The 25,720-nt window shown below is 68.7% G+C and carries 11 protein-coding genes and 4 pseudogenes; 12 read left to right on the plus strand and 3 right to left on the minus strand.

Annotation, left to right across the window (positions count from 1 at the left end):
• The first annotated feature begins 20 nt into the window (after positions 1–20).
• The 11 genes and pseudogenes from DER29_RS13695 to DER29_RS35930 all read left to right on the plus strand — a co-directional run bounded on the left by DER29_RS13695 (position 21) and on the right by DER29_RS35930 (position 21,163).
• Positions 21–517 (plus strand): annotated as a pseudogene (locus tag DER29_RS13695) (flavin reductase family protein).
• A gap of 319 nt (positions 518–836) precedes the next feature.
• A complete protein-coding gene (locus DER29_RS34140) occupies positions 837–1,268 on the plus strand; it encodes a 4'-phosphopantetheinyl transferase superfamily protein (protein ID WP_255421037.1) in 432 nt (143 codons plus the stop codon).
• Positions 1,269–1,966: 698 nt separating this feature from the next.
• Positions 1,967–4,573 carry a type I polyketide synthase gene (locus tag DER29_RS13705; protein ID WP_121397687.1) on the plus strand — a complete coding sequence of 869 codons (2,607 nt, stop codon included), beginning with the start codon at positions 1,967–1,969 and terminating at the stop codon, positions 4,571–4,573.
• 13 nt (positions 4,574–4,586) lie between these two features.
• The gene (locus DER29_RS35270) at positions 4,587–6,713 is read left to right on the plus strand and encodes a beta-ketoacyl synthase N-terminal-like domain-containing protein (RefSeq protein ID WP_233599772.1); all 2,127 of its coding nucleotides are present in this window, start codon (positions 4,587–4,589) and stop codon (positions 6,711–6,713) included.
• A 13-nt stretch (positions 6,714–6,726) separates the two neighbouring features.
• Positions 6,727–7,266, plus strand: a pseudogene (locus DER29_RS35275) (acyltransferase domain-containing protein); the annotation flags it as partial.
• Between the two features lie 79 nt (positions 7,267–7,345).
• Positions 7,346–14,941, plus strand: coding sequence for a type I polyketide synthase (locus DER29_RS35280; protein WP_233599774.1), 7,596 nt, complete (start codon positions 7,346–7,348; stop codon positions 14,939–14,941).
• 67 nt (positions 14,942–15,008) lie between these two features.
• A pseudogene (locus DER29_RS35285) lies at positions 15,009–15,986 on the plus strand (beta-ketoacyl synthase N-terminal-like domain-containing protein); the annotation flags it as partial.
• Between the two features lie 106 nt (positions 15,987–16,092).
• Positions 16,093–18,828, plus strand: coding sequence for a type I polyketide synthase (locus DER29_RS35290; RefSeq protein ID WP_233600058.1), 2,736 nt, complete (start codon positions 16,093–16,095; stop codon positions 18,826–18,828).
• Positions 18,825–19,067, plus strand: a complete 243-nt coding sequence (locus DER29_RS13735) for a hypothetical protein (protein ID WP_148710041.1) — start codon at positions 18,825–18,827, stop codon at positions 19,065–19,067. The genes DER29_RS35290 and DER29_RS13735 overlap by 4 nt, the downstream gene beginning before the upstream one ends.
• A 97-nt stretch (positions 19,068–19,164) precedes the next feature.
• Positions 19,165–19,344 carry a KR domain-containing protein gene (locus DER29_RS35925; protein WP_158619016.1) on the plus strand — a complete coding sequence of 60 codons (180 nt, stop codon included), beginning with the start codon at positions 19,165–19,167 and terminating at the stop codon, positions 19,342–19,344.
• Between the two features lie 28 nt (positions 19,345–19,372).
• Positions 19,373–21,163, plus strand: coding sequence for a type I polyketide synthase (locus DER29_RS35930; RefSeq protein ID WP_158619017.1), 1,791 nt, complete (start codon positions 19,373–19,375; stop codon positions 21,161–21,163).
• A gap of 266 nt (positions 21,164–21,429) precedes the next feature.
• Here DER29_RS35930 and DER29_RS35935 read toward each other — a convergent pair.
• A pseudogene (locus DER29_RS35935) lies at positions 21,430–21,921 on the minus strand (IS5 family transposase); the annotation flags it as partial.
• Between the two features lie 108 nt (positions 21,922–22,029).
• On the minus strand, positions 22,030–22,242 hold the full coding sequence (locus DER29_RS35940; protein ID WP_255421038.1) for a transposase: 213 nt from the start codon (positions 22,240–22,242) through the stop codon (positions 22,030–22,032).
• A gap of 125 nt (positions 22,243–22,367) precedes the next feature.
• Here DER29_RS35940 and DER29_RS36255 point away from each other — a divergent pair, with 125 nt between their 5' ends.
• A complete protein-coding gene (locus DER29_RS36255; protein ID WP_370040072.1) occupies positions 22,368–22,682 on the plus strand; it encodes a transposase in 315 nt (104 codons plus the stop codon).
• Between the two features lie 28 nt (positions 22,683–22,710).
• Here the strand turns inward: DER29_RS36255 and DER29_RS13760 are convergent, their stop codons facing one another.
• Positions 22,711–25,404, minus strand: coding sequence for a DEAD/DEAH box helicase (locus tag DER29_RS13760; protein WP_121397691.1), 2,694 nt, complete (start codon positions 25,402–25,404; stop codon positions 22,711–22,713).
• Positions 25,405–25,720 lie beyond the last annotated feature (316 nt).

Below are 25,720 nucleotides of genomic sequence, written 5' to 3' on the forward strand. Positions count from 1 at the left end.
GGAATGTGGAAAGGCTCCAGCTGGCTCACGATGCCGTCCACGAGCAGGCATCCGTGCGACGCGTCCTCGGCGCCTTCGTCACCGGGGTCACCGTGGTGACGGCGGGCGGAGACCTGGCACACGGCATGACGGCCAACTCCTTCACCGCGATATCCCTTGCCCCGCCACTGATCCTGGTCTGTGTCGGAGGGGACGCCCGGATGCACACGTGCTCGATCGGCAGGCCACCTTCGCGGTGTCGATCCTGGCGTCCGACCAAACCGAGGTGGCGCGGTACTTCGCCGACAAACGACGGCCGGTCGGTCCGGAACAGTTCGACGCCGTGTCGTGGTTCCCCGGCGCCTACAGTGGCGCGCCGCTCATCGACGGGGCGCTGGCCCACCTCGAATGCGAACTGGACCAGAGCCACGAGGCGGGCGACCATACGATCTACGTCGGTCGGCTGCTGTCGTTGTGGCGCCGGCCCGGTGAAGACGCGCTGATGTTCCTCAACGGCCAGTTCCTCCGTGCCGCCTGATGGCCGGACCCGCAGGCGTGGCGGTCGCCCAGCCGACTGCCACGTGTGGTGCATCGACCCGGCCGACGCTCCCGACTGATGCGAGGACCTGCTCAGCGATTCGGAGCGGGCCCGCGCCGGGTCCCTCCGCCGGGTCGCGGCGCGACGGCGGATCACAACGGCCACCGCGCTCCTCAAGGTCGCGGTTGCCGAGTCGGCCGATGACGATCCGGGGAAGGCCAAGCTTCGCCGCGAGTGCCCGGACTGCCGAAGGCCGCACGGGCGCCCTGAGGTCGTCGGAATCACGCTCAACGTCTCCCTCACGCATGCCGCCGACCGGGTGGCGGTCGCGCTGTGCGCGGACGCAGCCGTCGGAGTAGACGTCGAGCAGGTGATCGCCGACATCGACGTCGACAGCATGCTGGGACTGGTGCTCAGCGATGCCGAGCGCGCGGACTTCCGCGCTGTTCACGGCCGGCCGGCCCGGACCCAGGCATTCTTCCACTGTTGGATGCGCAAGGAGTCGGTGCTGAAGGTGACCGGCGACGGGCTGCGGATCCCGATGTCGAACCTGACAGTGTGGGCGCCGCACGACCCGGCCCGGCTGATCGGCTTCATCGACCGCCCGGACCTCGTCGGGACGGCGCAGATCGTCGATCTGGATCCCGGACCGGGTTATGTCGGGGCCGTCACAGTGTTGTCGGTCCGGCCCGTGCGGGTCCGCGAACGCGACGGCGCGGAGGCGTTTGCCGCCACCGGCTTTGTCCGCTGACCTGGACCGACGGTCAGAGCCAGCCGAACTCGCCGGTGTCGCCGAACGACACGACCAGCCGGGCCCGTCATCGCGCCACTTCTTCGTTATTGCGGTCGTTGCGCCGGACCCTTGACAAGGTGCGCGGAGATTGAGAATCGTGTATGGAGTAGTCGTTCCGGTGAAGAAAACTTCTACGGGGGAATGATCATCGATGCCTCGTCCACGTTCGCCCCTTCAGCCGTGGAATCGGCGTTGATCGCCGGGCGGCTCGTCACGCTACCTCAACCGCCGCCGCTCCAGGCATCGGCTCCTAGGGTCCAGCGAGTTAGCCCGGTCGTGACTTGCACGATCTCGTCATTGCCTTCGTTGCCTAGCATCAGGTTCACCGTGTTCCGAACGCAGATCCCTAAGCTTCTTGATCGCGGGCTGCACCGTTCACCTCGAAGTGTCTTACCAACCAGGTTGGGGCAGTCGGCTGCTTTAAGGCGGGCCTGCCGAATCATTGCTAATAACGTCTCGTCAAACGATTGAGTGTCAAGACTCCGACCGCGTGGCGCTGACCTGTTGGCCCGTGATCGAAGATCGCGTGTAGGTCAGGTGACTGTGTGAGCCCAGCCGGGGGCGTCACCGGCAGGCTCACTTCCAGGCCGCTGGTTCGTGTTTTCCGCAGTGTGGATTAGGATATCTGAGGATGGCGATGTCTGAGACCTTCAGCGATGTCTGAGACCTTCCGAGGCCAGGATAGTGCGATTGCCGTTATCGGTGTGTCGTGCCGTCTACCACGCGCCGCTGGTCCGGCAGCATTCTGGACCCTGTTACGCGATGGGCTGGACGCGATCTCATCCACTCCTGCTGATCGCTGGGGCGTCACTCCGTCCGACCCGGGCAATCCGTCCCTGGGTACAGGGTATGGGGGCTACCTTGACGGGGTTGACCAGTTCGATGCTGGGTTTTTCGGGATTTCGCCACGGGAAGCTGCCGCCGTTGACCCGCAGCAGCGACTGACGCTTGAGCTGAGCTGGGAGGCGCTTGAGGACGCTGGCGTCGTGCCGGAGCGAATTAGGGGCACCCGCGTCGGGGTGTTCATTGGTGCGAATAAGGATGACTACGCAACCCTGTTGCGCCGGTACGGTTTGGAGGCAATCACTGAGCACAGCAACACCGGCCTGCAGCGTGGCATGATCGCCAACCGGGTGTCGTATACGCTCGGGTTGACGGGACCGAGCATCACCGTCGATACCGCCCAGTCGTCGTCGCTAGTCGCCATTCACCTCGCCTGTGACAGCCTGCGTCGCGGCGAGTGTTCCAGCGCAATTGTCGGCGGCGTTATTCTCAATCTCAGCTCAGAGGCTGCCGTTGAGTTGTCGAGGTTCGGGGCGCTGTCGCCGGATGGCCGCTGTTTCACGTTTGATGCCCGAGCCAACGGGTTCGTGCGAGGCGAGGGCGGTGCAGTAGTTGTACTGAAACCGTTACGGCAGGCATTGGCCGACGGTGACCACGTGTATTGCATCATTCGCGGCAGCGCTGTCAACCACGATGGGATAAGCGAAGGTCTGACGGTTCCTAGTGCCTCCGCGCAGGAGGAGGTCATTCGGTTCGCGCATGAACGCGCAGGCGTACAAGCAGCAGACATTCAGTATGTCGAGTTGCACGGCACTGGCACGAAGGTTGGTGATCCGATCGAGGCGGCCGCGCTGGGCGCGGCCGTTGGCAGGCCCCGCCGTGCTTACGGTCCACTGCGGGTGGGATCGGTTAAGACGAACATTGGCCATCTTGAGTGTGCCGCGGGCATCGCCGGATTACTCAAGGTGATCTTGGCTATCTACCATCGCCAGATTCCAGCCAGCTTGAACTTCCGGCAGGCGAGTCCGTGGGTTCGGCTGGAGGAACAGAACCTACAGGTTCAGACGCAGACCGCTGGATGGCCGGATCCCAGCCGGCCGCTGGTTGCGGGCGTTAGCTCGTTTGGCATGGGCGGCACCAACTGCCACGTCGTCGTAAGCGAGGTCGCCGACGTTGAGGTTGTTGAGAGTGTCAGGCTCGGCGGGCCGATGGGGTCGGCGCCGTTGGCACTGTCGCTGTCGGCGAGAACGGCCCGTGCGTTGGGTGAGCAGGCGATGAGGCTACGGGCGTTCGCGACCGAGCAGCCGGAGATCTCGGCCCGGGATGTGGCCTGGACTCTGGCCACCGCCCGGTCGGTGTTTGCGCATCGGGCGGTGGTGGTGGCCGAGGATTTGGACGGGTTCCTGGCCGGGTTGCAGGATCTGGCCGGGTTGCAGGATCCGGCCGGGTTGCAGGATCTGGACGCCTCGCCGGTGGTGGTGCGTGGTGTCGCGGCGGGTGCGGGTAGCGCGACGGGTCCGGTGTTTGTGTTTCCGGGTCAGGGAGCGCAGTGGGTGGGCATGGGTGTGGCGTTGTGGGATGCCGAGCCGGTGTTCGCGCAGGCGATGACCCGGTGCGCGCAGGCGTTGGCGCCGTTTGTGGACTGGTCGTTGCGGGAGGCGTTGGCGGATACCGCGTTGCTGGACCGGGTGGATGTGCTGCAGCCGGTGTCGTGGGCGGTGATGGTGTCGCTGGCCGAGTTGTGGCGTTCGGTGGGAGTGACGCCGGCGGCGGTGGTGGGACACAGCCAGGGAGAGATCGCCGCGGCGTGTGTGGCCGGTGGCCTGTCCTTGGCCGACGGGGCCCGGGTGGTGGCGTTGCGCAGCCGGGCGATCGTAGCCCTGTCCGGGTCGGGGGGCATGGTGTCGGTGCCCGCACCGTTGCATGAGGTGCAACGGCTGATCACCGGGTGGGGTGAGGACCTGTCGGTCGCGGCGGTCAACGGCCCGGCGCAGGTGGTGATATCCGGAACCACGAGCGCGTGTGAGGAATTCGTCCAGGCGTACACGCAGCGGGGAGTCCGGCGCATCGCGGTGGACTACGCCTCGCATTCGCCGCAGGTACAGGCGATCCAGGACCGGTTGCGCACAGACCTGGCCGACCTGCAACCCCACAGCGGGCAGGTGCCGTTCTACTCGACCCTGCAAGCGGCGCAGGTCGACACCGCCAGCCTCGACGGCGACTACTGGTACCGCAACCTGCGACACACCGTCCGGTTCGCCGAGGTGATCCAGACACTGACCGAAGCCGGCCACCAGACGTTCGTGGAAATCAGCCCACACCCGGTACTGACCATGGCGGTCGAACAGGCCGGCGAGCACCTGGTAGTGACCGGCACTCTCCGCCGTGACGACGGCGGACGTGACCGCTGGCTACGCTCGATGGCCACCCTGCACGTGGCCGGCATCAACATCGACTGGACCCCCGACCTTCGCCGGTGACTTGCCCCGACGCGTGCCGCTGCCAACATACCCGTTCCAGCGCCAGCGCCACTGGCTCCCGGACACGCTGGCCGAGCTCCCTGGCCGCAGTATCGCCCCGATCGACCAGTCCCAGGACGCGGTCGAGCGGCATGACATCGAGGCCAGCGCGGCCGCGCTCGACCTTGCCGAGACCGAACGCTCCGCGAGGCGGGGCCGCCCTGGTGAAGCCGATGTGAGAATCGAGCCGGCAGTGGGTGGGGGCGAGTGGCAACTACTTGACCTGATCCGTACCCATGCGGCCGCAGTGCTTGGTCATGCCGGGCCGCAGGATGTCGACGCTGACCGGAGCTTCAAGGAGCAGGGCTTCGACTCATACTCCACCATCAAAATGTGTGACCGACTCACCGCGGTGACAGGGCTGCGGCTGCCGACCACCCTGCTATTTAACTACCCCACGCCCGTGGCACTGCTGGGATACCTGCAGCAGCGGTTGGACGGGGTGTCTGAGCCGGCAACTGGACCGGTCGCCGCAGTCACTGTGCTCGACGAGCCGGTGGCGATTGTGGGGATGGGGTGTCGGTATCCGGGTGGGGTTGACGACCCGGAGGCGTTTTGGCAGTTGCTGCTCGAGGGTGTTGACGCGGTGGGTGAGTTCCCCGCGGATCGGGGTTGGGATCTGAAGGCGCTGTACGACCCCGGTCGGCAGCGGTCGGGGACCCGGTACGGAACATTCCTTTCCGGGGCCGGGATGTTCGACGCGGGGTTCTTCGGGATCAGTCCGCGGGAGGCTGTGGCGATGGATCCGCAGCAGCGGCTGTTGTTGGAGGTTTCCTGGGAGGCGTTGGAGCGGGCCGGGATCGACCCGTCCGGGTTACGCGGGTCGGACACCGGCGTGTATGTGGGCCTCATGTACCACGACTACGCCATGCAGTTGGCGGCGAGCCCGGCCGAGACCGAGGGACACGTGCTGACCGGGACCAGCGGAAGTGTGGCGTCCGGGCGGGTGGCGTACACCTTGGGCCTGGAAGGTCCGGCGGTGTCGGTGGATACGGCGTGTTCGTCGTCGTTGGTGGCGGTGCATTTGGCGGCGCAGGCGTTGCGGTCGGGTGAGTGTTCGATGGCCCTGGCCGGCGGTGTGACGGTGATGGCCACTCCGGGAGCGTTCGTGGAGTTTTCCCGGCAGGGCGGGTTGGCCGCCGACGGGCGGTGTAAACCGTTCGCGGACGCGGCTGACGGCACGGGTTGGGGTGAGGGTGTCGGGATTTTGGTGTTGGAGCGGTTGTCGGATGCCCGCCGGCGGGGGCATCAGGTGTTGGCGGTGCTGCGAGGCAGCGCGGTCAATCAGGATGGTGCTTCCAACGGGTTGAGTGCCCCGAACGGGCCGTCGCAGCAGCGGGTGATCCGTCAGGCCCTGGCCAACGCGCGGCTGTCGCCGGGCGAGGTGGATGTGGTGGAGGCGCACGGCACGGGCACCACGTTGGGTGATCCGATCGAGGCGCAGGCGCTGATCGCCGCTTACGGCCAGGACCGGCCCGCGGACCAGCCGCTGCGGTTGGGGTCGGTGAAGTCGAACATCGGCCACACCCAGGCAGCCGCGGGCGTCGCCGGGATCATCAAAATGGTCCTCGCGATGCGGCACGGGCTGATGCCCAGAACGCTGCACGTGGATACCCCGTCATCACATGTGGACTGGTCGGCCGGATCGGTGCGACTACTCACCGAGGCCACACCATGGCCGGACAACGGCCGGCCACGACGGGCCGGGGTGTCCTCGTTCGGGATCAGCGGCACCAACGCCCACGTCATCCTGGAAGAGGCCGAACCCGCACCGGACACGGCGTTGGGTCATGAACCGGCCCCGCTGCCCGACGCGGTGGTGCCGTGGTTGCTGTCGGCTAAGACTGAGGTGGCGTTGCGGGCGCAGGCGCAGCGGCTGGCCGGGTTCGTGGCCGACCGGCCCGAGGTCGGGCCGGTTACGGTGGGGCGGGCGTTGGCGGCCCGGTCGGTGTTTGCGCATCGGGCGGTGGTGCTCGGCCAGCATCGGTCGGTGTTGATGGACGGGCTGCAGGCGCTGGCCGCGGGTGATCAGGCACCGGGGGTGGTTGACCGGGATCGCCGGGTCCGGTCGGCTGGCGGCGGTGTTTTCCGGGCAGGGTAGCCAGCGCCTCGGGATGGGCCAGGGCCTGTATGAGGCGTATCCGGTATTCGCTGAGGCGTTCGATCAGGTCTGCGCACACTTCGACCAACATCTCGAGCGGCCGTTGCGGGAGGTGGTCGCGGGCGAGCCGCGGTTGCTGGACCAGACGATGTACACCCAGGCAGGGCTGTTCGCGGTGCAGGTGGCGTTGTACCGGTTGGTCGGCTCGTGGGGGGTGGTTCCGCAGTATCTGGCCGGACACTCGATCGGTGAGTTGAGCGCGGCGTATGTGGCCGGGGTGTGGGATCTGGCCGATGCGGTGGCGGTGGTAGCCGCGCGGGGCAGGTTGATGCAGGCGCTACCTGCGGGTGGAGCCATGGTGGCGTTGACCGCCAGTGACGCTCAGGCCCACGAGTTGATCGCCGGGCACACCGACCTGGTAGGCGTGGCGGCGGTCAACGGCCCCCACTCGACGGTGATCTCCGGCGACCAGGACGTGGTGCTGGATCTGGCGCAGCAGTGGCGAGACGGGGGTGGCAAGGCGCGGCGGCTGCGGGTCAGTCACGCGTTCCATTCGCCGTTGATGGAGCCGATGCTGGCCGAGTTCGCACACGTGTTGGCTGAGGTGGCCTTGGCGAGAACCGACCATCCCGGTGGTCTCCGGCACCCCCGGCGCAGAAGTCACCGAACCGGGATACTGGCTGGCACACGCCCGCCAGGCGGTGCGGTACCACGACGCGGTAAGCGCGCTGCGCGAGCAAGGCGTGGGTGTCTTCCTCGAACTGGGCCCGGACGGCACGTTGACCTCGATGGCCGACTCCGAAACCCCCGAAACAGGCGTATGGCTACCAGCATTGCGTGCCGAACGGGACGAGCCGCAGACGTTACTGACCGCCCTCGCCGGTGTCCACGTACACGGCGGGCCGGTGAACTGGCCGACACTGCTCGACACGAGTGCCGGTCCGGCCGAGGCCACAGGCGTGGGCAGGGCGGTGGACGGGACCATCCCGCTGCGGGCTCTGGAACTGCCTACCTACCCGTTCCAGCATCAGCGGTACTGGCCGCAGACGGTGCGGGGTTTGCCGGTGCAGGGTGTGGACGGTGGGTTTGATGCGGAGTTTTGGCAGGTGGTGCAGCGCGGCGACGCAGCGGCTTTGGCTACTACCTTGGGGGTGGATGAGCAGGGTCTGGCCATGGTTCTGCCTGCGTTGTCGGCGTGGCAGCGGGCCCGTCAGGACCGGCGGTCCATTGACACGTGGCGGTACCGGGTCGTCTGGGAGCCATTGACCGGTGGCCCTGAGGCGGTGTTGAACGGCAGGTGGCTTCTGCTGTATGGCGCGGATCTGGCGGCCGATCCCGCCGAGTCGGGGTGGATCGGGCTGGTCGAGCAGATCCTGGTCGGACATGGCGCGCGGGTGTTGCCGGTAGCTGTTGACGGCACCCGGGTGGGGGTTGCTGCGGCGCTGCGGGCAGTGATGGCCGGGCTGGACGTGGCCGGGTTGGGCGGGGTGGTGTTCCTGCCGGGCCGGGCGCCGGTGCATGAGCTACTGGCGCTGCTGCAGGGTCTGAACGACACCGACACGGGTAGCGACGCGGGCCTGTCGGGGCGGGTGTGGGTGCTCACCCGCGGCGCGGTCGGTACCGGCCGGTTCGACGCTCCCGCTGACCCGGTCCAGGCTCAGGCGTGGGGTTTGGGTCTGGTCGCGGCGTTGGAGTATCCCCGCCGCTGGGGTGGTCTGGTTGATCTGCCCACGGTCTGGCCTGACACGTCGCGGGACGCGGCTGCGACAGCGCGTCGTTGTGCCGCGGTACTGGCCGGGTGGGACGGACAGGACCAGGTCGCGGTGCGCGCGAGTGGCGTGTACGGGCGCAGGTTGGTGCATGCCAGGCCGGATGAGTCGCCGCGGGTGTGGAAGCCACGGGGAACGGTGCTGGTCACCGGTGGTACCGGTGGTCTGGGCGGACACGTGGCTCGCTGGGTGGCCAGGCATGGTGCAGAGCATGTGGTGTTGATCTCCCGCCGGGGCATGGACGGGCCGGGCGTGGTCGAGTTGATCGGTGAGCTGACCGCTGCAGACCGGGTACGGGTGAGCGTGCTGGGTTGCGACGTGGCAGATCGTGACGGGTTGGCCGCGGCCCTGACCGAGGTGGGGCCGATCGATGCGGTGGTGCACGCGGCCGGAGTCGGTCAGCTCGCGGCCATCGATGACGTCGATCCGCAGTTGGCAGACCAAATCTTGGCGGCGAAGGTCGCAGGTACCCGTAACCTGCACGAGCTGCTGGTCGAGGGATCCGAGCACCCGCTGGACGCGATGGTGCTGTTCTCCTCGAACGCCGGTGTATGGGGCAGTGGCGGGCAGGGGGTATACGCCGCCGCCAACGCGTTCCTGGACGCCTACGCCACCCAGCAGCGTGCCCTGGGACGGGCAGTGACCAGCGTGGCATGGGGCTTGTGGGCCGGCGAGGGAATGGCCGAGCAGGCCGACGCCGAGCAGTTGCAGCGGCGTGGAGTACGGAGCATGGACCCGCAGCGGGCGGTGCAGGCACTGGCCGAGGCGGTCGGCCAGGACGAAGACTTCCTCGCGGTCGCTGACGTGGACTGGGCCCAGTTCACCCGGACGTTCACCTCCGCACGCCCGAGTGCGCTACTGGCCGGGCTGCCCGAGGCACAAGCCGCCATCGCCGACGCCGAGCCCGGCCCACTCGACGATTCAGAGCTGGCCACTCAGCTGCAGGCATTGACCGGCCCGCAGCGCCAGCAGAAGATGCTCGAACTGATACGTACCCACGCGGCCACAGCCCTCGGTCACCACAGTGCCCAGGCGATCGCACCTGATCGAGCGTTCCGCGAGCTCGGCTTCGACTCGCTGACCGCGGTGGAACTACGTAACCGGCTGGCCACCGCCACCGGGCTGCCGTTGCCGGCCACGCTGGTCTTCGACCATCCGACACCGGTGGTGTTGGCCCGGTACCTGCTGACCGAACTGCTCGGTGAGCAGACCGATGTCCTCGCGGCGGTGGCGGTCGGTGTGGGTGTCGATGAGCCGGTGGCGATTGTGGGGATGGGGTGTCGGTATCCGGGTGGGGTGGGTGACCCGGACGGGTTTTGGCAGTTGCTGCTCGAGGGTGTTGACGCGGTGGACGGGTTCCCGGCGGATCGGGGTTGGGATGTCGGGTCGTTGTATGACCCGGATCCGGCGCGGTCGGGGACCAGTTATGTCCGGCAGGGTGGGTTCCTGACTGGTGCGGCGTTGTTCGATGCGGGGTTCTTCGGGATCAGTCCGCGGGAGGCTGTGGCGATGGATCCGCAGCAGCGGCTGTTGTTGGAGGTTTCCTGGGAGGCGTTGGAGCGGGCCGGGATCGACCCGTCCGGGCTACGCGGGTCGGACACCGGCGTGTATGTGGGCACCACCGGGCAGGACTACATCTCGATGATCGCCGACGCGCAGACCGGCAGCGAGGGACACCTCCTTACCGGCAACGCTGCGAGTGTCATGTCGGGGCGGGTGGCGTACACCTTGGGCCTGGAGGGCCCGGCGGTGTCGGTGGATACGGCGTGTTCGTCGTCGTTGGTGGCGGTGCATCTGGCGGCGCAGGCGTTGCGGTCGGGTGAGTGTTCGATGGCCCTGGCCGGTGGTGTGACGGTGATGGCCACTCCGGGAGCGTTTGTGGAGTTTTCCCGGCAGGGTGGGTTGGCCGCCGATGGGCGGTGTAAACCGTTCGCGGACGCGGCTGACGGCACGGGTTGGGGTGAGGGTGTCGGGATTTTGGTGTTGGAGCGGTTGTCGGACGCCCGCCGGCGGGGGCATCAGGTGTTGGCGGTGCTGCGGGGCAGCGCGGTCAATCAGGATGGCGCTTCCAACGGGTTGAGTGCCCCGAACGGGCCGTCGCAGCAGCGGGTGATCCGTCAGGCCCTGGCCAACGCGCGGCTGTCACCGGGCGAGGTGGATGTGGTGGAGGCGCACGGCACGGGCACCACGTTGGGTGACCCGATCGAGGCGCAGGCGCTGATCGCCGCTTACGGCCAGGACCGGCCCGCAGACCAGCCGCTGCGGTTGGGGTCGGTGAAGTCGAACATCGGCCACACCCAGGCAGCCGCGGGCGTCGCCGGGATCATCAAAATGGTCCTCGCGATGCGGCACGGGTTGATGCCCAGGACGCTGCACGTGGACGCCCCGTCAACACATGTGGACTGGTCGGCCGGATCGGTGCGACTGCTGACCGAGGCCACACCGTGGCCGGGCGGCGGCCGGCCACGACGGGCCGGGGTGTCCTCGTTCGGGATCAGCGGCACCAACGCCCACGTCATCCTGGAAGAGGCCGAACCCGCACCGGACACGGCGTTGGGTCATGAACCGGCCCCGCTGCCCGACGCGGTGGTGCCGTGGTTGCTGTCGGCTAAGACTGAGGTGGCGTTGCGGGCGCAGGCGCAGCGGCTGGCCGGGTTCGTGGCCGACCGGCCCGAGGTTGGGCCGGTTACGGTGGGGCGGGCGTTGGCGGCCCGGTCGGTGTTTGCGCATCGGGCGGTGGTGCTCGGCCAGCATCGGTCGGTGTTGATGGACGGGCTGCAGGCGCTGGCCGCGGGTGATCAGGCACCGGGGGTGGTGACCGGGATCGCCGGGTCCGGTCGGCTGGCGGCGGTGTTTTCCGGGCAGGGTAGCCAGCGCCTCGGGATGGGCCAGGGCCTGTATGAGGCGTATCCGGTATTCGCTGAGGCGTTCGATCAGGTCTGCGCACACTTCGACCAACATCTCGAGCGGCCGTTGCGGGAGGTGGTCGCGGGCGAGCCGCGGTTGCTGGACCAGACGATGTACACCCAGGCAGGGCTGTTCGCGGTGCAGGTGGCGTTGTACCGGTTGGTCGGCTCGTGGGGGGTGGTTCCGCAGTATCTGGCCGGACACTCGATCGGTGAGTTGAGCGCGGCGTATGTGGCCGGGGTGTGGGATCTGGCCGACGCGGTGGCGGTGGTAGCCGCGCGGGGCAGGTTGATGCAGGCGCTACCTGCGGGTGGAGCCATGGTGGCGTTGACCGCCAGTGACGCTCAGGCCCACGAGTTGATCGCCGGGCACACCGACCTGGTAGGCGTGGCGGCGGTCAATGGCCCCCACTCGACGGTGATCTCCGGTGACCAGGACGTGGTGCTGGATCTGGCGCAGCAGTGGCGAGACGGGGGTGGCAAGGCGCGGCGGCTGCGGGTCAGTCACGCGTTCCATTCGCCGTTGATGGAGCCGATGCTGGCCGAGTTCGCACACGTGTTGGCTGAGGTGGCCTGGCGAGAACCGACCATCCCGGTGGTCTCCGGCACCCCCGGCGCAGAAGTCACCGAACCGGGATACTGGCTGGCACACGCCCGCCAGGCGGTGCGGTACCACGACGCGGTAAGCGCCCTGCGCGAGCAAGGCGTGGATGTCTTCCTCGAACTGGGCCCGGACGGCACGCTGACCTCGATGGCCGACTCCGAAACCCCCGAAACAGGCGTATGGCTACCGGCATTGCGTGCCGAACGCGACGAGCCGCAGACACTACTGACCGCCCTCGCCGGTATCCACGTACACGGCGGGCCGGTGAACTGGCCGACACTACTCGACACGAACACCAATCGGCGGGCTCTGGAACTGCCCACCTACCCGTTCCAGCATCAGCGGTACTGGCCACAGACGGCGGTGGCCGGTGTGGGAGACGTCCGGGTGTTGGGGCTGGGTTCGGCTGATCATCCGTTGTTGCGTGCGGCGGTGTCGTTGGCCGATGGCGACGGGGTGTTGTTGACCGGCCGGTTGTCGTTGTCTGCGCAGCCGTGGCTGGCCGATCACGCGGTGTTGGGTTCGGTGTTGCTGGCGGGCACGGCGTACGTGGAGTTGGTGATGTATGCCGGCGACCAGGTGGGCTGTGCGCTGGTGCAGGAGTTGACGCTGCAGACACCGTTGGTGTTGCCCGAGCAGGGTGGGGTGCAGGTGCAGGTATGGGTCGGCGATGCCGACCAGGACGGTCGACGGCCGGTCAACGTGTACTCCCGGGTGGAGGGTATGGAGGGTTCGTGGACTCGGCATGCCACTGGTGTGCTGAGCCCGCAGGTTGCTCGGGTCCCGGCCGGGTTGGGGCAGTGGCCGCCGGCCGGTGCCCGGCCGGTGGCTGTTGACGGCTTGTACGAACGGTTGGCCGACGGCGGGTACGTGTACGGGCCGGTGTTTCAGGGTCTACGGGCGGTGTGGCGTGCCGAGCGGGATGTGTACGCCGAGGTGACACTGTCCGAGCACGTCGAGGCGGACGGGTTCGGGTTGCATCCGGCGGCGCTGGACGCGGCGCTGCACCCGATCGGGTTGGCCGGGCTGCTCGACGACGACGAGACGGTGTTGCCGTTCGCGTGGAGCGGGGTACGACTGCACGCGACCGGAGCGAGCACGCTACGGGTCCGGCTGACACCGGCCGACGACGGCGGTATCGCGGTGGCCGTGTTCGACACCGCCGGCCAGCCGGTGCTGACCGCGGACTCGTTGGTGTTGCGGCCGGTGACCCCCGACCAACTGGACGCCGGAATGCCGGACGCGACGCAGTCACTGTTCGAGGTGCAGTGGATGCCACTACCAGACGCGCAGCCCGCCACCACGCCGGTGACTACCGAACCCGTCTGGGCATGGCACGGGCAGCGGCCGCAACCTCTACTGGTGCCCCACCCGCCAGGCCGGCTTGATGGCGAGCTGCCCACGCTCGTGGTGGCCGAGCTACCAGCTCCAGACGATGCTGTCGGCGTTGTCGAGGCCACACACGCGGCGAGCACGCTGGTGTTGGGTTGGATCCAGGACTGGCTGGCCGATGCGGCCACGGACGGTTCCCGGCTGGTGGTGACCACCCGCGGCGCCACCGACGGCAGGGACCTGGCCGCGGCCGCGGTATGGGGCCTGGTCCGCTCCGCGCAGTCCGAACACCCCAACCGATTCATCCTGCTCGACCTCGACGACGACACCGGCCGCGGTGGCGAACTGCTTGACCTGGACGACGACACCGACCGCGGTGACGAACTGGGCAGGATCCTGACCGCGGTGCTCGACAGCGGCGAACCGGAGATCGCGGTACGTGCTGGTGAGCTGTATACCCGCCGGTTGACCCGGGCTGGTGGTACTGGCCGTCTGCCCCTGCCCGGCCCTGACCGGTTGCCGGCCGGGTTGGATTCGCGTGGCACGGTGGTGATCACTGGTGGGACCGGGGTGTTGGGTGGCTTGGTGGCCCGGCATCTGGTCGCCACGCACGGGGTCAGGCATCTGTTGTTGTTGTCCCGGCGGGGCCCGGCCGCGGCGGGAGCCACGGAGCTGGTCGCTGATCTGACCGAGCTGGGCGCGCGGGTGCAGGTGGCGGCGTGTGATGTCGCTGACCGGAACGCCCTGGCCGAGGTGTTGGCGGCGGTACCGGCCGAGCATCCGGTGGTCGGGGTGGTGCACACCGCCGGAGTCCTCGACGACGGGGTGATCGAGGCGTTGACGCCGCAGCGGCTGGAGACGGTGCTGCGGGCCAAGGCCGACGCGGCGTGGTGGCTGCACGAACTGACCCAGGACATGGATCTCGCGTTGTTCGTGGTGTATTCCTCGGCCGCGGCCACCCTCGGGGCACCAGGACAGGGCAACTACGCCGCAGCGAACGCGGTTCTGGACGCCCTGGCACTACGGCGGCAGGCCGCGGGTCTGGTCGGACAGTCGCTGGCGTGGGGACTGTGGGCCCCACAGTCGGCGATGACCGGACATCTCGACGAGGTCGACCTGGACCGGATGCGACGCAACGGCATCCTTGCCATGTCCTCCGAGCAGGGCCTGGCATTGTTCGACGCGGCAGTACGTACCAACCAGCCACAGCTCGTGCCGATCCGGGTGGACCTGGCCACGCTACGTCGAGCCGGCGCCGGTAGCGTACCGCCGCTGTGGCGGGTGTTGGCCGGTGGCACGACCCGCCGGGCGGCGACCACAGCCGATACGCGGGTGGACCTGGCCGCCAGGCTGGCCGCTATGGGAGTCGAGGAACGCCAGCGGACAGTCCTGGAACTGGTGCGGACACAGGTCGCCGTCGTGCTCGGCCATCCCGGCCCCGCGACGATCGACCCGGACAGCGCGTTCCGTGAGCTCGGCTTCGACTCGTTGACCGCGGTGGAGCTGCGTAATCGGCTGGCCACCGCGACCGGGCCTGTCGTTGCCGGCCACGCTGGTCTTCGACCATCCGACACCGGTGGTGTTGGCCCGGTACCTGCTGACCGAACTGCTCGGTGAGCAGACCGATGTCCTCGCGGCGGTGGCGGTCGGTGTGGGTGTCGATGAGCCGGTGGCGATTGTGGGGATGGGGTGTCGGTATCCGGGTGGGGTGGGTGACCCGGACGGGTTTTGGCAGTTGTTGGTCGAGGGTGTTGACGCGGTGGGTGGGTTCCCCGTGGATCGGGGTTGGGATGTCGGGTCGTTGTATGACCCGGATCCGGCGCGGTCGGGGACCAGTTATGTCCGGCAGGGTGGGTTCCTGGCTGATGCGGCGTTGTTCGATGCGGGGTTCTTCGGGATCAGTCCGCGGGAGGCTGTGGCGATGGATCCGCAGCAGCGGCTGTTGTTGGAGGTTTCCTGGGAGGCGTTGGAGCGGGCCGGCATCGACCCGTCCGGGCTACGCGGGTCGGACACCGGCGTGTATGTGGGCCTCATGTACCACGACTACGCCATGCAGTTGGCGGCGAGCCCGGCCGAGACCGAGGGATATGCCACCGGGACCAGCGGAAGTGTGGCATCGGGGCGGGTGGCGTACACCTTGGGCCTGGAAGGCCCGGCGGTGTCGGTGGACACGGCGTGTTCGTCGTCGTTGGTGGCGGTGCATCTGGCGGCGCAGGCGTTGCGGTCGGGTGAGTGTTCGATGGCCCTGGCCGGCGGTGTGACGGTGATGGCCACTCCGGGAGCGTTTGTGGAGTTTTCCCGGCAGGGTGGGTTGGCCGCCGATGGGCGGTGTAAACCGTTCGCGGACGCGGCTGACGGCACGGGTTGGGGTGAGGGTGTCGGGATTTTGGTGTTGGAGCGGTTGTCGGATGCCCGCCGGCGGGGGCATCAGGTGTTGGCGGTGCTGCGGGGCAGCGCGGTCAATCAGGATGGTGCTTCCAACGGGTTGAGTGCCCCGAACGGGCCGTCGCAGCAGCGGGTGATCCGTCAGGCCCTGGCCAACGCGCGGCTGTCGCCGGGCGAGGTGGATGTGGTGGAGGCGCACGGCACGGGCACCACGTTGGGTGACCCGATCGAGGCGCAGGCGCTGATCGCCGCTTACGGCCAGGACCGGCCCGCGGACCAGCCGCTGCGGTTGGGGTCGGTGAAGTCGAACATCGGCCACACCCAGGCAGCCGCAGGGCGTCGCCGGGATCATCAAAATGGTCCTCGCGATGCGGCACGGGTTGATGCCGAAGACGCTGCACGTGGACGCCCCGTCATCACATGTGGACTGGTCGGCCGGATCGGTGCGACTACTCACCGAGGCCACACCATGGCCGGGCGGCGGCCGGCCACGACGCGCCGGGGTGTCCTCGTTCGGGATCAGCGGCACCAACGCCCACCTCATCCTCGAAGAAGCCGAACCGTTCGAGATCCTGGAAGAGGCCGAACCGTTCGAGATCCTGCAGGAGCCCGAACCGTTCGAGTCGTCGCAGGATACACCGGCCGACCCGGCGGCCTCGGGCCAGCAGTCGCCGGTACTGCCGGGCGGGGTGGTGCCGTGGTTGCTGTCGGCCAAGACTGAGGTGGCGTTGCGGGCGCAGGCGCAGCGGCTGGCCGGGTTCGTGGCCGACCGGCGCGAGGTTGGGCCGGTTGCGGTGGGGCGGGCGTTGGCGGCCCGGTCGGTGTTTGCGCATCGGGCGGTGGTGTTCGGCCAGCATCGGTCGGTGTTGATGGACGGGCTGCAGGCGCTGGCCGCGGGTGATCAGGCACCGGGGGTGGTGACCGGGATCGCCGGGTCCGGTCGGCTGGCGGCGGTGTTTTCCGGGCAGGGTAGCCAGCGCCTCGGGATGGGCCAGGGCCTGTATGAGGCGTATCCGGTATTCGCTGAGGCGTTCGATCAGGTCTGCGCACACTTCGACCAACATCTCGAGCGGCCGTTGCGGGAGGTGGTCGCGGGCGAGTCGCGGTTGCTGGACCAGACGATGTATACCCAGGCAGGGCTGTTCGCGGTGCAGGTGGCGTTGTACCGGTTGGTCGGCTCGTGGGGGGTGGTTCCGCAGTATCTGGCCGGACACTCGATCGGTGAGTTGAGCGCGGCGTATGTGGCCGGGGTGTGGGATTTGGCCGATGCGGTGGCGGTGGTAGCCGCGCGGGGCAGGTTGATGCAGGCGCTACCTGCGGGTGGAGCCATGGTGGCGTTGACCGCCAGTGACGCTCAGGCCCACGAGTTGATCGCCGGGCACACCGACCTGGTAGGCGTGGCGGCGGTCAATGGCCCCCACTCGACGGTGATCTCCGGTGACCAGGACGTGGTGCTGGATCTGGCGCAGCAGTGGCGAGACGGGGGTGGCAAGGCGCGGCGGCTGCGGGTCAGTCACGCGTTCCATTCGCCGTTGATGGAGCCGATGCTGGCCGAGTTCGCACACGTGTTGGCTGAGGTGGCCTGGCGAGAGCCGACCATCCCGGTGGTCTCCGGCACCCCCGGCGCAGAAGTGACCGAACCGGGATACTGGTTGGCGCACGCCCGCCAGGCGGTGCGGTACCACGACGCGGTAAGCGCGCTGCGCGAGCAGGGCGTGGATGTCTTCCTCGAACTGGGCCCGGACGGCACGCTGACCTCGATGGCCGACTCCGAAACCCCCGAAACAGGCGTATGGCTACCGGCATTGCGTGCCGAACGCGACGAGCCGCAGACACTACTGACCGCCCTCGCCGGTGTCCACGTACACGGCGGGCCGGTGAACTGGCCGACACTACTCGACACGAACACCAATCGGCGGGCTCTGGAACTGCCTACCTACCCGTTCCAGCATCAGCGGTACTGGCCACAGACGGCGGTGGCCGGTGTGGGGGACGCTCGGGTGTTGGGGCTGGGTTCGGCTGATCATCCGTTGTTGCGTGCGGCGGTGTCGTTGGCCGATGGCGACGGGGTGTTGTTGACCGGCCGGTTGTCGTTGTCTGCGCAGCCGTGGCTGGCCGATCACGCGGTGTTGGGTTCGGTGTTGCTGGCGGGCACGGCGTACGTGGAGTTGGTGATGTATGCCGGCGACCAGGTGGGCTGTGCGCTGGTGCAGGAGTTGACGCTGCAGACACCGTTGGTGTTGCCCGAGCAGGGTGGGGTGCAGGTGCAGGTATGGGTCGGCGATGCCGACCAGGACGGTCGACGGCCGGTCAACGTGTACTCCCGGGTGGAGGGTGTGGAGGGTTCGTGGACTCGGCATGCCACTGGTGTGCTGAGCCCGCAGGTTGCTCGGGTCCCGGCCGGGTTGGGGCAGTGGCCGCCGGCCGGTGCCCGGCCGGTGGCTGTTGACGGCTTGTACGAACGGTTGGCCGACGGCGGGTACGTGTACGGGCCGGTGTTTCAGGGTCTACGGGCGGTGTGGCGTGCCGAGCGGGATGTGTACGCCGAGGTGACACTGTCCGAGCACGTCGAGGCGGACGGGTTCGGGTTGCATCCGGCGGCGCTGGACGCGGCGCTGCACCCGATCGGGTTGGCCGGGCTGCTCGACGACGATGAGACGGTGTTGCCGTTCGCGTGGAGCGGGGTCCAGCTACACGCGACCGGAGCGAGCACACTGCGGGTCCGGCTGACACCGGCCGACGACGGCGGTATCGCGGTGGCCGTGTTCGACACCGCCGGCCAGCCGGTGCTGACCGCGGACTCGTTGGTGTTGCGGCCGGTGACCCCCGACCAACTGGACGCCGGGAATGCCGGACGCGACGCAGTCACTGTTCGAGGTGCAGTGGATGCCACTACCAGGACGCGCAGCCCGACACCACGCCGGCGGCTACCGAACCCGTCTGGGCATGGCACGGGCAGGTTGATGGCGAACTACCCACGCTCGTGGTGGCCGAGCTACCAGCTCCAGACGATGCTGTCGGCGTTGTCGAGGCCACACACGCGGCGAGCACGCTGGTGTTGGGTTGGATCCAGGACTGGCTGGCCGATGCGGCCACGGACGGTTCCCGACTGGTGGTGACCACCCGCGGCGCCACCGACGGCAGCGACCTGGCCGCGGCCGCGGTATGGGGCCTGGTCCGCTCCGCGCAGTCCGAACACCCCAACCGATTCATCCTGCTCGACCTCGACGACGACACCGACCGCGGTGGCGAACTGCTTGACCTGGACGACGACACCGACCGCGGTGACGAACTGGGCAGGATCCTGACCGGCGGTGCTCGACAGCGGCGAACCGGAGATCGCGGTACGTGCTGGTGAGCTGTATATCCGCCGGTTGACCCGGGCTGGTGGTGCTGGCCGGCTGCCCCTGTCCGGCCCTGACCGGTTGCCGGCTGGGTTGGATTCGCGTGGCACGGTGGTGATCACTGGCGGGATCGGGGTGTTGGGTGGGTTGTTGGCCCGGCATCTGGTCGCCACGCATGGGGTCGGGCATCTGTTGTTGTTGTCCCGGCGGGGCCCGGCCGCGGCGGGAGCCACGGAGCTGGTCGCTGATCTGACCGAGCTGGGCGCGCGGGTGCAGGTGACCGGCGTGTGATGTCGCTGACCGGAACGCCCTGGCCGAGGTGTTGGCGGCGGTACCGGCCGAGCATCCGGTGGTCGGGGTGGTGCACACCGCCGGAGTCCTCGACGACGGGGTGATCGAGGCGTTGACGCCGCAGCGGCTGGAGACGGTGCTGCGGGCCAAGGCCGACGCGGCGTGGTGGCTGCACGAACTGACCCAGGATATGGATCTCGCGTTGTTCGTGGTGTATTCCTCGGCCGCGGCCACCCTCGGGGCACCAGGACAGGGTAACTACGCCGCGGCCAACGCCGTTCTGGACGCCCTGGCGCTACGACGGCAGGCCGCGGGTCTGGTCGGACAGTCGCTGGCGTGGGGACTGTGGGCCCCACAGTCGGCGATGACCGGGCATCTCGACGAGGTCGACCTGGACCGGATGCGACGCAGCGGCATCCTTGCCATGTCCTCCGAGCAGGGCCTGGCGTTGTTCGACGCGGCGGTGCGTACTGACCGGCCGCAGCTGGTGCCGATCCGGGTGGACGTGGCCGCGCTGCGTCGTGCCGGGGCCGGTGGCGTGCCGCCGTTGTGGCGGGTGTTGGCTGGTGGCACGACCCGCCGGGCGGCGACCACAGCCGATACGCGGGTGGACCTGGCCGCCAGGCTGGCCGCTATGGGAGTCGAGGAACGCCAGCGGACAGTCCTGGAACTGGTACGGACACAAGCCGCCGTCGTGCTCGGCCACACCGACCCAACGACGATCGACCCGGACAGCGCGTTCCGCGAACTCGGCTTCGACTCGTTGACCGCGGTGGAACTACGTAACCGGCTGGCCACCGCCACCGGCCTGTCGTTGCCGGCCACGCTGGTCTTCGACCATCCCGCCCCGGAGGTGTTGACCGATCATCTGATGAACAAGCTGGCCTCCGCCGTGAGTGCCGGCAGCGACCGCAGTACCGGAGCCGAATCGGCCGGCTCGGGAGCCGTTCGAGTGTCGAACCTCGCGGAGATGTACATGCAGGCCGAGGTCGACGGCAGACACGACGAGTTCTCCGACGTGATCGGGCGATTGGCGAAGCTCCGCCAGACGTTCGGTGTGGACACGGCCGACGAGGCGGTCCGGCCTCCCACACGGGTCGCCACCGGCGACGGCAAGCCCAAGTTGTACCTCTTCACCCCATACGTAGCCCCGGCCAATTTCCAATATGCGCGGCTGGCGTTGGCCTTCCAAGGCACCCGTGACGTGTCGGTGTTGCACCCGCCCGGCTTCCATGCCGGTGAGAAACTGCCGGAGAACATCGAGGCGATGACTCTCGCGTACGCCGAGACAATCATCCGAGACAACGCGAACGGCGAAGAATTCGCACTGGGCGGCCACTCCAGCGGTGGGCTGATCGCCCACCGGGTTGCTGCCAAGCTGGCGCGGATGGGCGTGGCGCCGGCTGGTGTCATTCTGCTCGATACACCCTCGCAGGCAGACCTTCAAACCGTATCGGAGGACGGGCCGCTGTGGCGAAAGCAGATTTTTGAGGGACTCAGGCGGACTGGCGATGACGGCGATGACAGCTGGGTCTTCGCGATGGTCCATTACCTCTCCCTCCAGTGGTGGCCTGCGGAGCAAATCGAGATACCGACGCTCCAGGTCCGTGCATCCGAACGGATCAGCGGACCGGCAGACAATAACGACTGGATGTTCACCTGGAGCTACGCCACCACAGTCACGTTGGCAGATGTGCCAGGAAATCATGTACAAATAACCGACCAATACGCTTCGGTGAGCGCGTTGGCGGTCAATGACTGGTTCTCCCACTCGCCCGAGGAGCGCCCAGCGTTCGTAGACTACCGGGGGTCAAAGTAGATGGGGCCCTCCCGAGCTCAATCAATTCTAAGCGAGCTCAATGGGCTCAGCTTTGCTGAGCCACCGAATCCTGACTCGGGTGGGGGACCACCAACCTGTTCGGAGTTGACCCGGCAGGTCGCCTTGTGGGTCGAGGATCCGCAGGTGGCAGAGATGATGTTGGTGAGCACCTCCCGCCGGGGTTTGACCCAGCAGGTGACTGACCTCGGGGTCCTTTCCGCGATTTGTCGGCCTCCGCCGGTGGGGGCCTGTCTCGCTAAGAACTCCTAACTGTGGGTGCGTTGGAGTTGGCGCCAGCAGATGAGGGCGCAGGCGAGGCTGAGGAAGGCTTCGTGGATGTCGTCGCGGATCTCCCAGCGGATGCGGAGGCGGCGGAACCAGTGCAGCCAGGCGATAGTGCGTTCCACGATCATCGTTTGGTGCCGAGGCCGGAGCCGTGGGGTGTGCCGCGTCGGGCGATGACGGGGGTGACGCCGGGCGCGGATCTGGCGACGGTGGCTGGCGTAGTCGTAGCCCCGATCGGTGTACAGCCGGTCGGGGCGCCGCCGTGGTGGTCCCGGGCGTCCGCCGATGGGTGAGATGGCGTCGAGCAGGGCGGTGGTCTGGGTGGAGTCGTGCCTGTTCCCGCCGGTCAGCGTGACCGCGAGGGGGATGCCGCCGGCGTCGGTGATGACGTGGTGTTTCGAGCCAGGCTTGCGGCGGTCGACCGGGCTCGGACCGGTTTTGGGCCGCCCTTGAGCGCCCGGATGTGGGAGCCGTCGATCATCGCCCTCGACAGGTCCAACTGGCCCGCGCCCCGCAGCCGGGCCAGGAGCACCTCGTGCAGCCCCCGGCGTCGTTCCAGTCCCGTAACCTGCGCCAGCAGGTCATCCCCGAGCCGAACCCAACTCCTGCGGCAGGAACTCCCACGGAATCGCGGTGTAGAGCACGAACAAAATCCCACACAGCACCTTCCGGTCATCCAGCGGCTTACGCCCCGGATACCGGCTCCGCCGTGGTGGGCGGGGTGGCACCAGCGGCGCGATCTCGGCCCACAACTCGTCCGAGACGATCCACGGCGGCTGCTCACCCCTCCTCACGTTCAGACGAAACGACCCTCACGTCCAGTCGGTTACGCCCAACATCATAAGTTAGGACCTCTAAGGGTGTTTCCGGCGATCTTGGTTAGTAGGTTTCAGCGGCGGGGAAGCGGTCGCTGAAGGTGATGGCGAAGGCGTTCAACGCGGGTTTCCAGCGCGGCCGAACCACCCGGCGGTGTCAGTGCCGAGCCGGACGGCCATGCGCTGGGCCGGTCCCGTGGCGGGTTGACCACGAAGCTGTACCTGGGCTGCGAGCAGGGCCAGAAACCCCTCGCCATCGTGCCGACCGCCGGGCACCGCACATCTACCAGCAGCGCCACGCCGTGGAGTGCGGCATCAACCGGCTCAAGCGCAACCGAGCCGTGGCCACCCGGTTCGACAAGCTCGCTGTCCGCTACGAAGCCACAGTCCACCTCGCCGCCATCAACGAGTGGCTGTGACCGACTTCGACACAGGTCCTAGGTGGACCTACTCGACGGAGCCCACCCCTATTTCCCGGTACTCCCCGAGCCACCCCGTCGCGCGATGGTCGCCCCGCCAGGTGAACACGACGACGCCCAGGTCTCCGTCCCCGGGCGGGAAGGTAGTACCCGCCGTGCCCCGGCGGATCGGCTCCGCGCGGTGGGTGCGGCCGGCCCAGACCGTCACCACCGCGCCGGAAGGACCGGTCGCGACGACGTCCCGGCCGGAGACCGCGATCGCGCATCCAGTGGCCCGCTCGTACAGCAGCTGCCGGTAGGCGCTCTCCGGCAACCGGCAGGCGCGAGGCGGCCTGCCGGGCGGCCAGTCCGGCGCAGTGTGGCCGTTGCCGACGGCCGCGTGCCAAAGCTCAGGCACCGCGTCGGCCAGATGCACGGGCGTGGCCATCAGCTCGCAGATCCACAGGAGCCTGCCCGCTCCGCGTGGCGGCCGGCAGCGCCGCCACCTGACCCGGCGGCCGAGGTCTCCGGCGACCACCGCGACCCACGGGTGGACCGTGCCGAGCAGGCCCTGGCTCGCGAGCCAGTGCAGGTACCGGGGAGCGTCCTCGAGGATGGGATAGATCGCGGCGTACGGCATGCCCGCGATAGTGGTGACGCTCTCGCCGAACAGCTCCGGCGCGTTCGCTACCGCGAGCAGGGCAGCCTGGGCCAGGTCGCCGCGCTGAGGCTCGGGCAGGTTGGTCGCTGCCGCCGCGGGCTCCGCCGGCGGGCCGGTCGGCACGACCCCGGAGTTGATGATGCCGGCGACCGCGTTCCTGGCTTCCTCGGGCACGGCGACCTGCGCGAGCTTGGGCACCAGCGTCGCGACAGTACGGATGAGCGCGCGCTCGGCCTCGGCGGCGCTGGCGGGTACCGGTAGGTCGTTCAACGTCCGGCGCAAGTGGTCGCATACCGTGGCCGGGACCATGAGCCGTGCGGTGAGCTGGCCGAGGTCGGTCGGGGCCAGGAGCGTTTCCTCGAGGTCACTCCCGGCGTCTGCCGGTGTGTCAGCGACCATGCCCGCGCCGGCGAGGAACTGGATGGCCTGCCGCAGCGGACCGAGGCTGCGACGGCCCTGCTGGTGGGCCAGCGTCCCGACCCACCAGCGGTCAGCCGCTGTCCGCGAGGTCACCTCCTCCCGTACCACCTCACCGAGGACATGGTCGGGCAGGCTGGACTGGATCTGTGACCGCACCACGTATCCCTCGGTCAGCCGTGCCTGCCAGGCCGGCCGTTCGCTGTCGTCGACGATGAGGAACGCCCAACCTTGGTCCTCACCCGCGCCGACCCGTCCGGCGCGGCCGAACATCTGCTGGACGGTGGCCACGTCCAAGCCGTCCAGCCCGACCTGGGTGTCGCGGACGACGACAGCGCGCGCGGGCAGGTTGACCCCGGCGGCCACGGTCGGCGTGGCGACGAGGACGTCGAACTGCCGGGCGCGGAAGGCCGCCTCGGCGTCCCGCCGGTACGGCCAATCCTTGTAGTGCAGGCCCACGCCGGCCTGGCCGCACACCATGTGCACCTGCGCGGCATCGTCCGGCCTGACCCGGGTGGTGTCCACGCCCCGGCTGGCCGCGAGCAGCAGCGCGGTCCGGCGTACGTTGCGTTTGCTGCCACAGAACACCAGTACGCTGCCGCCGTCGGCGGTCACGAGGCGGCTTATCACGGTCGCCAGCCGGCTTCGGGAGGCTTCCGTCACGTTCCAGTCGGCGTGCGCCGCGACCGCGGGCAACTGCCAGGTCAGCCGGCTGGACCGCCACGTCAAGTGCAGCAGCCGGGCCCGCAGCCAGACGGCGATCTCCTCCGCGTTGCCGACCGTGGCCGACAACCCGACCACCCGGATCGGCGGCTGGGCGTCGCGCATCCGGGCCAGCATTGCCTCCAGCGTGGGACCACGAGCGGGATCGCCGAGCAGATGGATCTCGTCGACGATCAAGCAGTCGACCTCCGCCAGCGCCTCCCGCAGGGCCGAGCTGCGCGAGACGGCCTCGAACTTCTCAGTGGTCGCCAGCCACAGATCGGCCTCCCGCATCCGGTCCGCGTCGACGGCGTACTCGCCGGAGAGGCGCTCGACCCGCACCCCCTTTGCCTTCCAGGCCTCCAGGTCGTGGTTGAGCTCATCGGTGAGCGAGCGTTGGGGTACCAGCCAGACCGCCTTCCGGCGCCGCAGGAGCACGCTCTTGAGCGCGGCGGCCATGCCCATCACCGTTTTGCCCGCTCCCGTGGGTGCGACGACGAGCAGGTTCTCGTCGCCGTCGAGGATGGCGGGAAGCACCTGTGCCTGGGCCGGGTTGAATGTCGGGTACGGGAAGAAAGGGGACAGGGTGGGCGGCAGCAGGCCGTTGGTGGCGACTGAACCGGCATCCGGTGATGGTGCGCCGTCGTACGCCTGCCACGTCAGCGCGAAGGCGTCCCGCGCGGCTACCGCGGCGGCGCCGCTCGCCCGGCTCGGCCGTCGGGTGGGGCCACGCAGCAGCGCACACGGGTAGGTGACCGACTGGAGCGACCGTTCAGACGGATCGTCCGGGAGGCGGCGGATGGCCTCGTCCTCGACGAGGTGCGGGACTCGCCGCACCTCGGCACCCTCGGCGGCGAGCTTGTCCGCCAGGACGGTGAACCGCGGATCAGCGGGGAGCAGGACGCGGACGTCGGTGCGGTCCGTGATGGGCGGCAGGGGCAGATCCGGGTCGGCGATCTTCATCCACAGCAACCCTCGGTCGCGAGGGCCGGCCCGACTCGTCCCGTCCACCGTTGTTCGCCACGCCCTCACCGCCGTCGACTCCGGACCGTCGAACCTTACCGGTGGGCCCGAGGGCGGCCGGCCGGCGGGTGCTCGGCCGCCACTCTCGCCAGGCGGCCGCCCTGGGATCATCTCCTCCGATGACGGCCACCCCCGCACCTGGCAGCACGGAACGGTCGTCCAGGCTTGCTCGAGCGGGTCGCCTACGTCAACGAGGAGACCGGCTACACGATCGCCCTCGTCGCCACCAGCCGGCTCCGGCACCGGCATGTTGACC

The sequence above is a fragment of the Micromonospora sp. M71_S20 genome (assembly GCF_003664255.1).
GTDB lineage: Bacteria > Actinomycetota > Actinomycetes > Mycobacteriales > Micromonosporaceae > Micromonospora.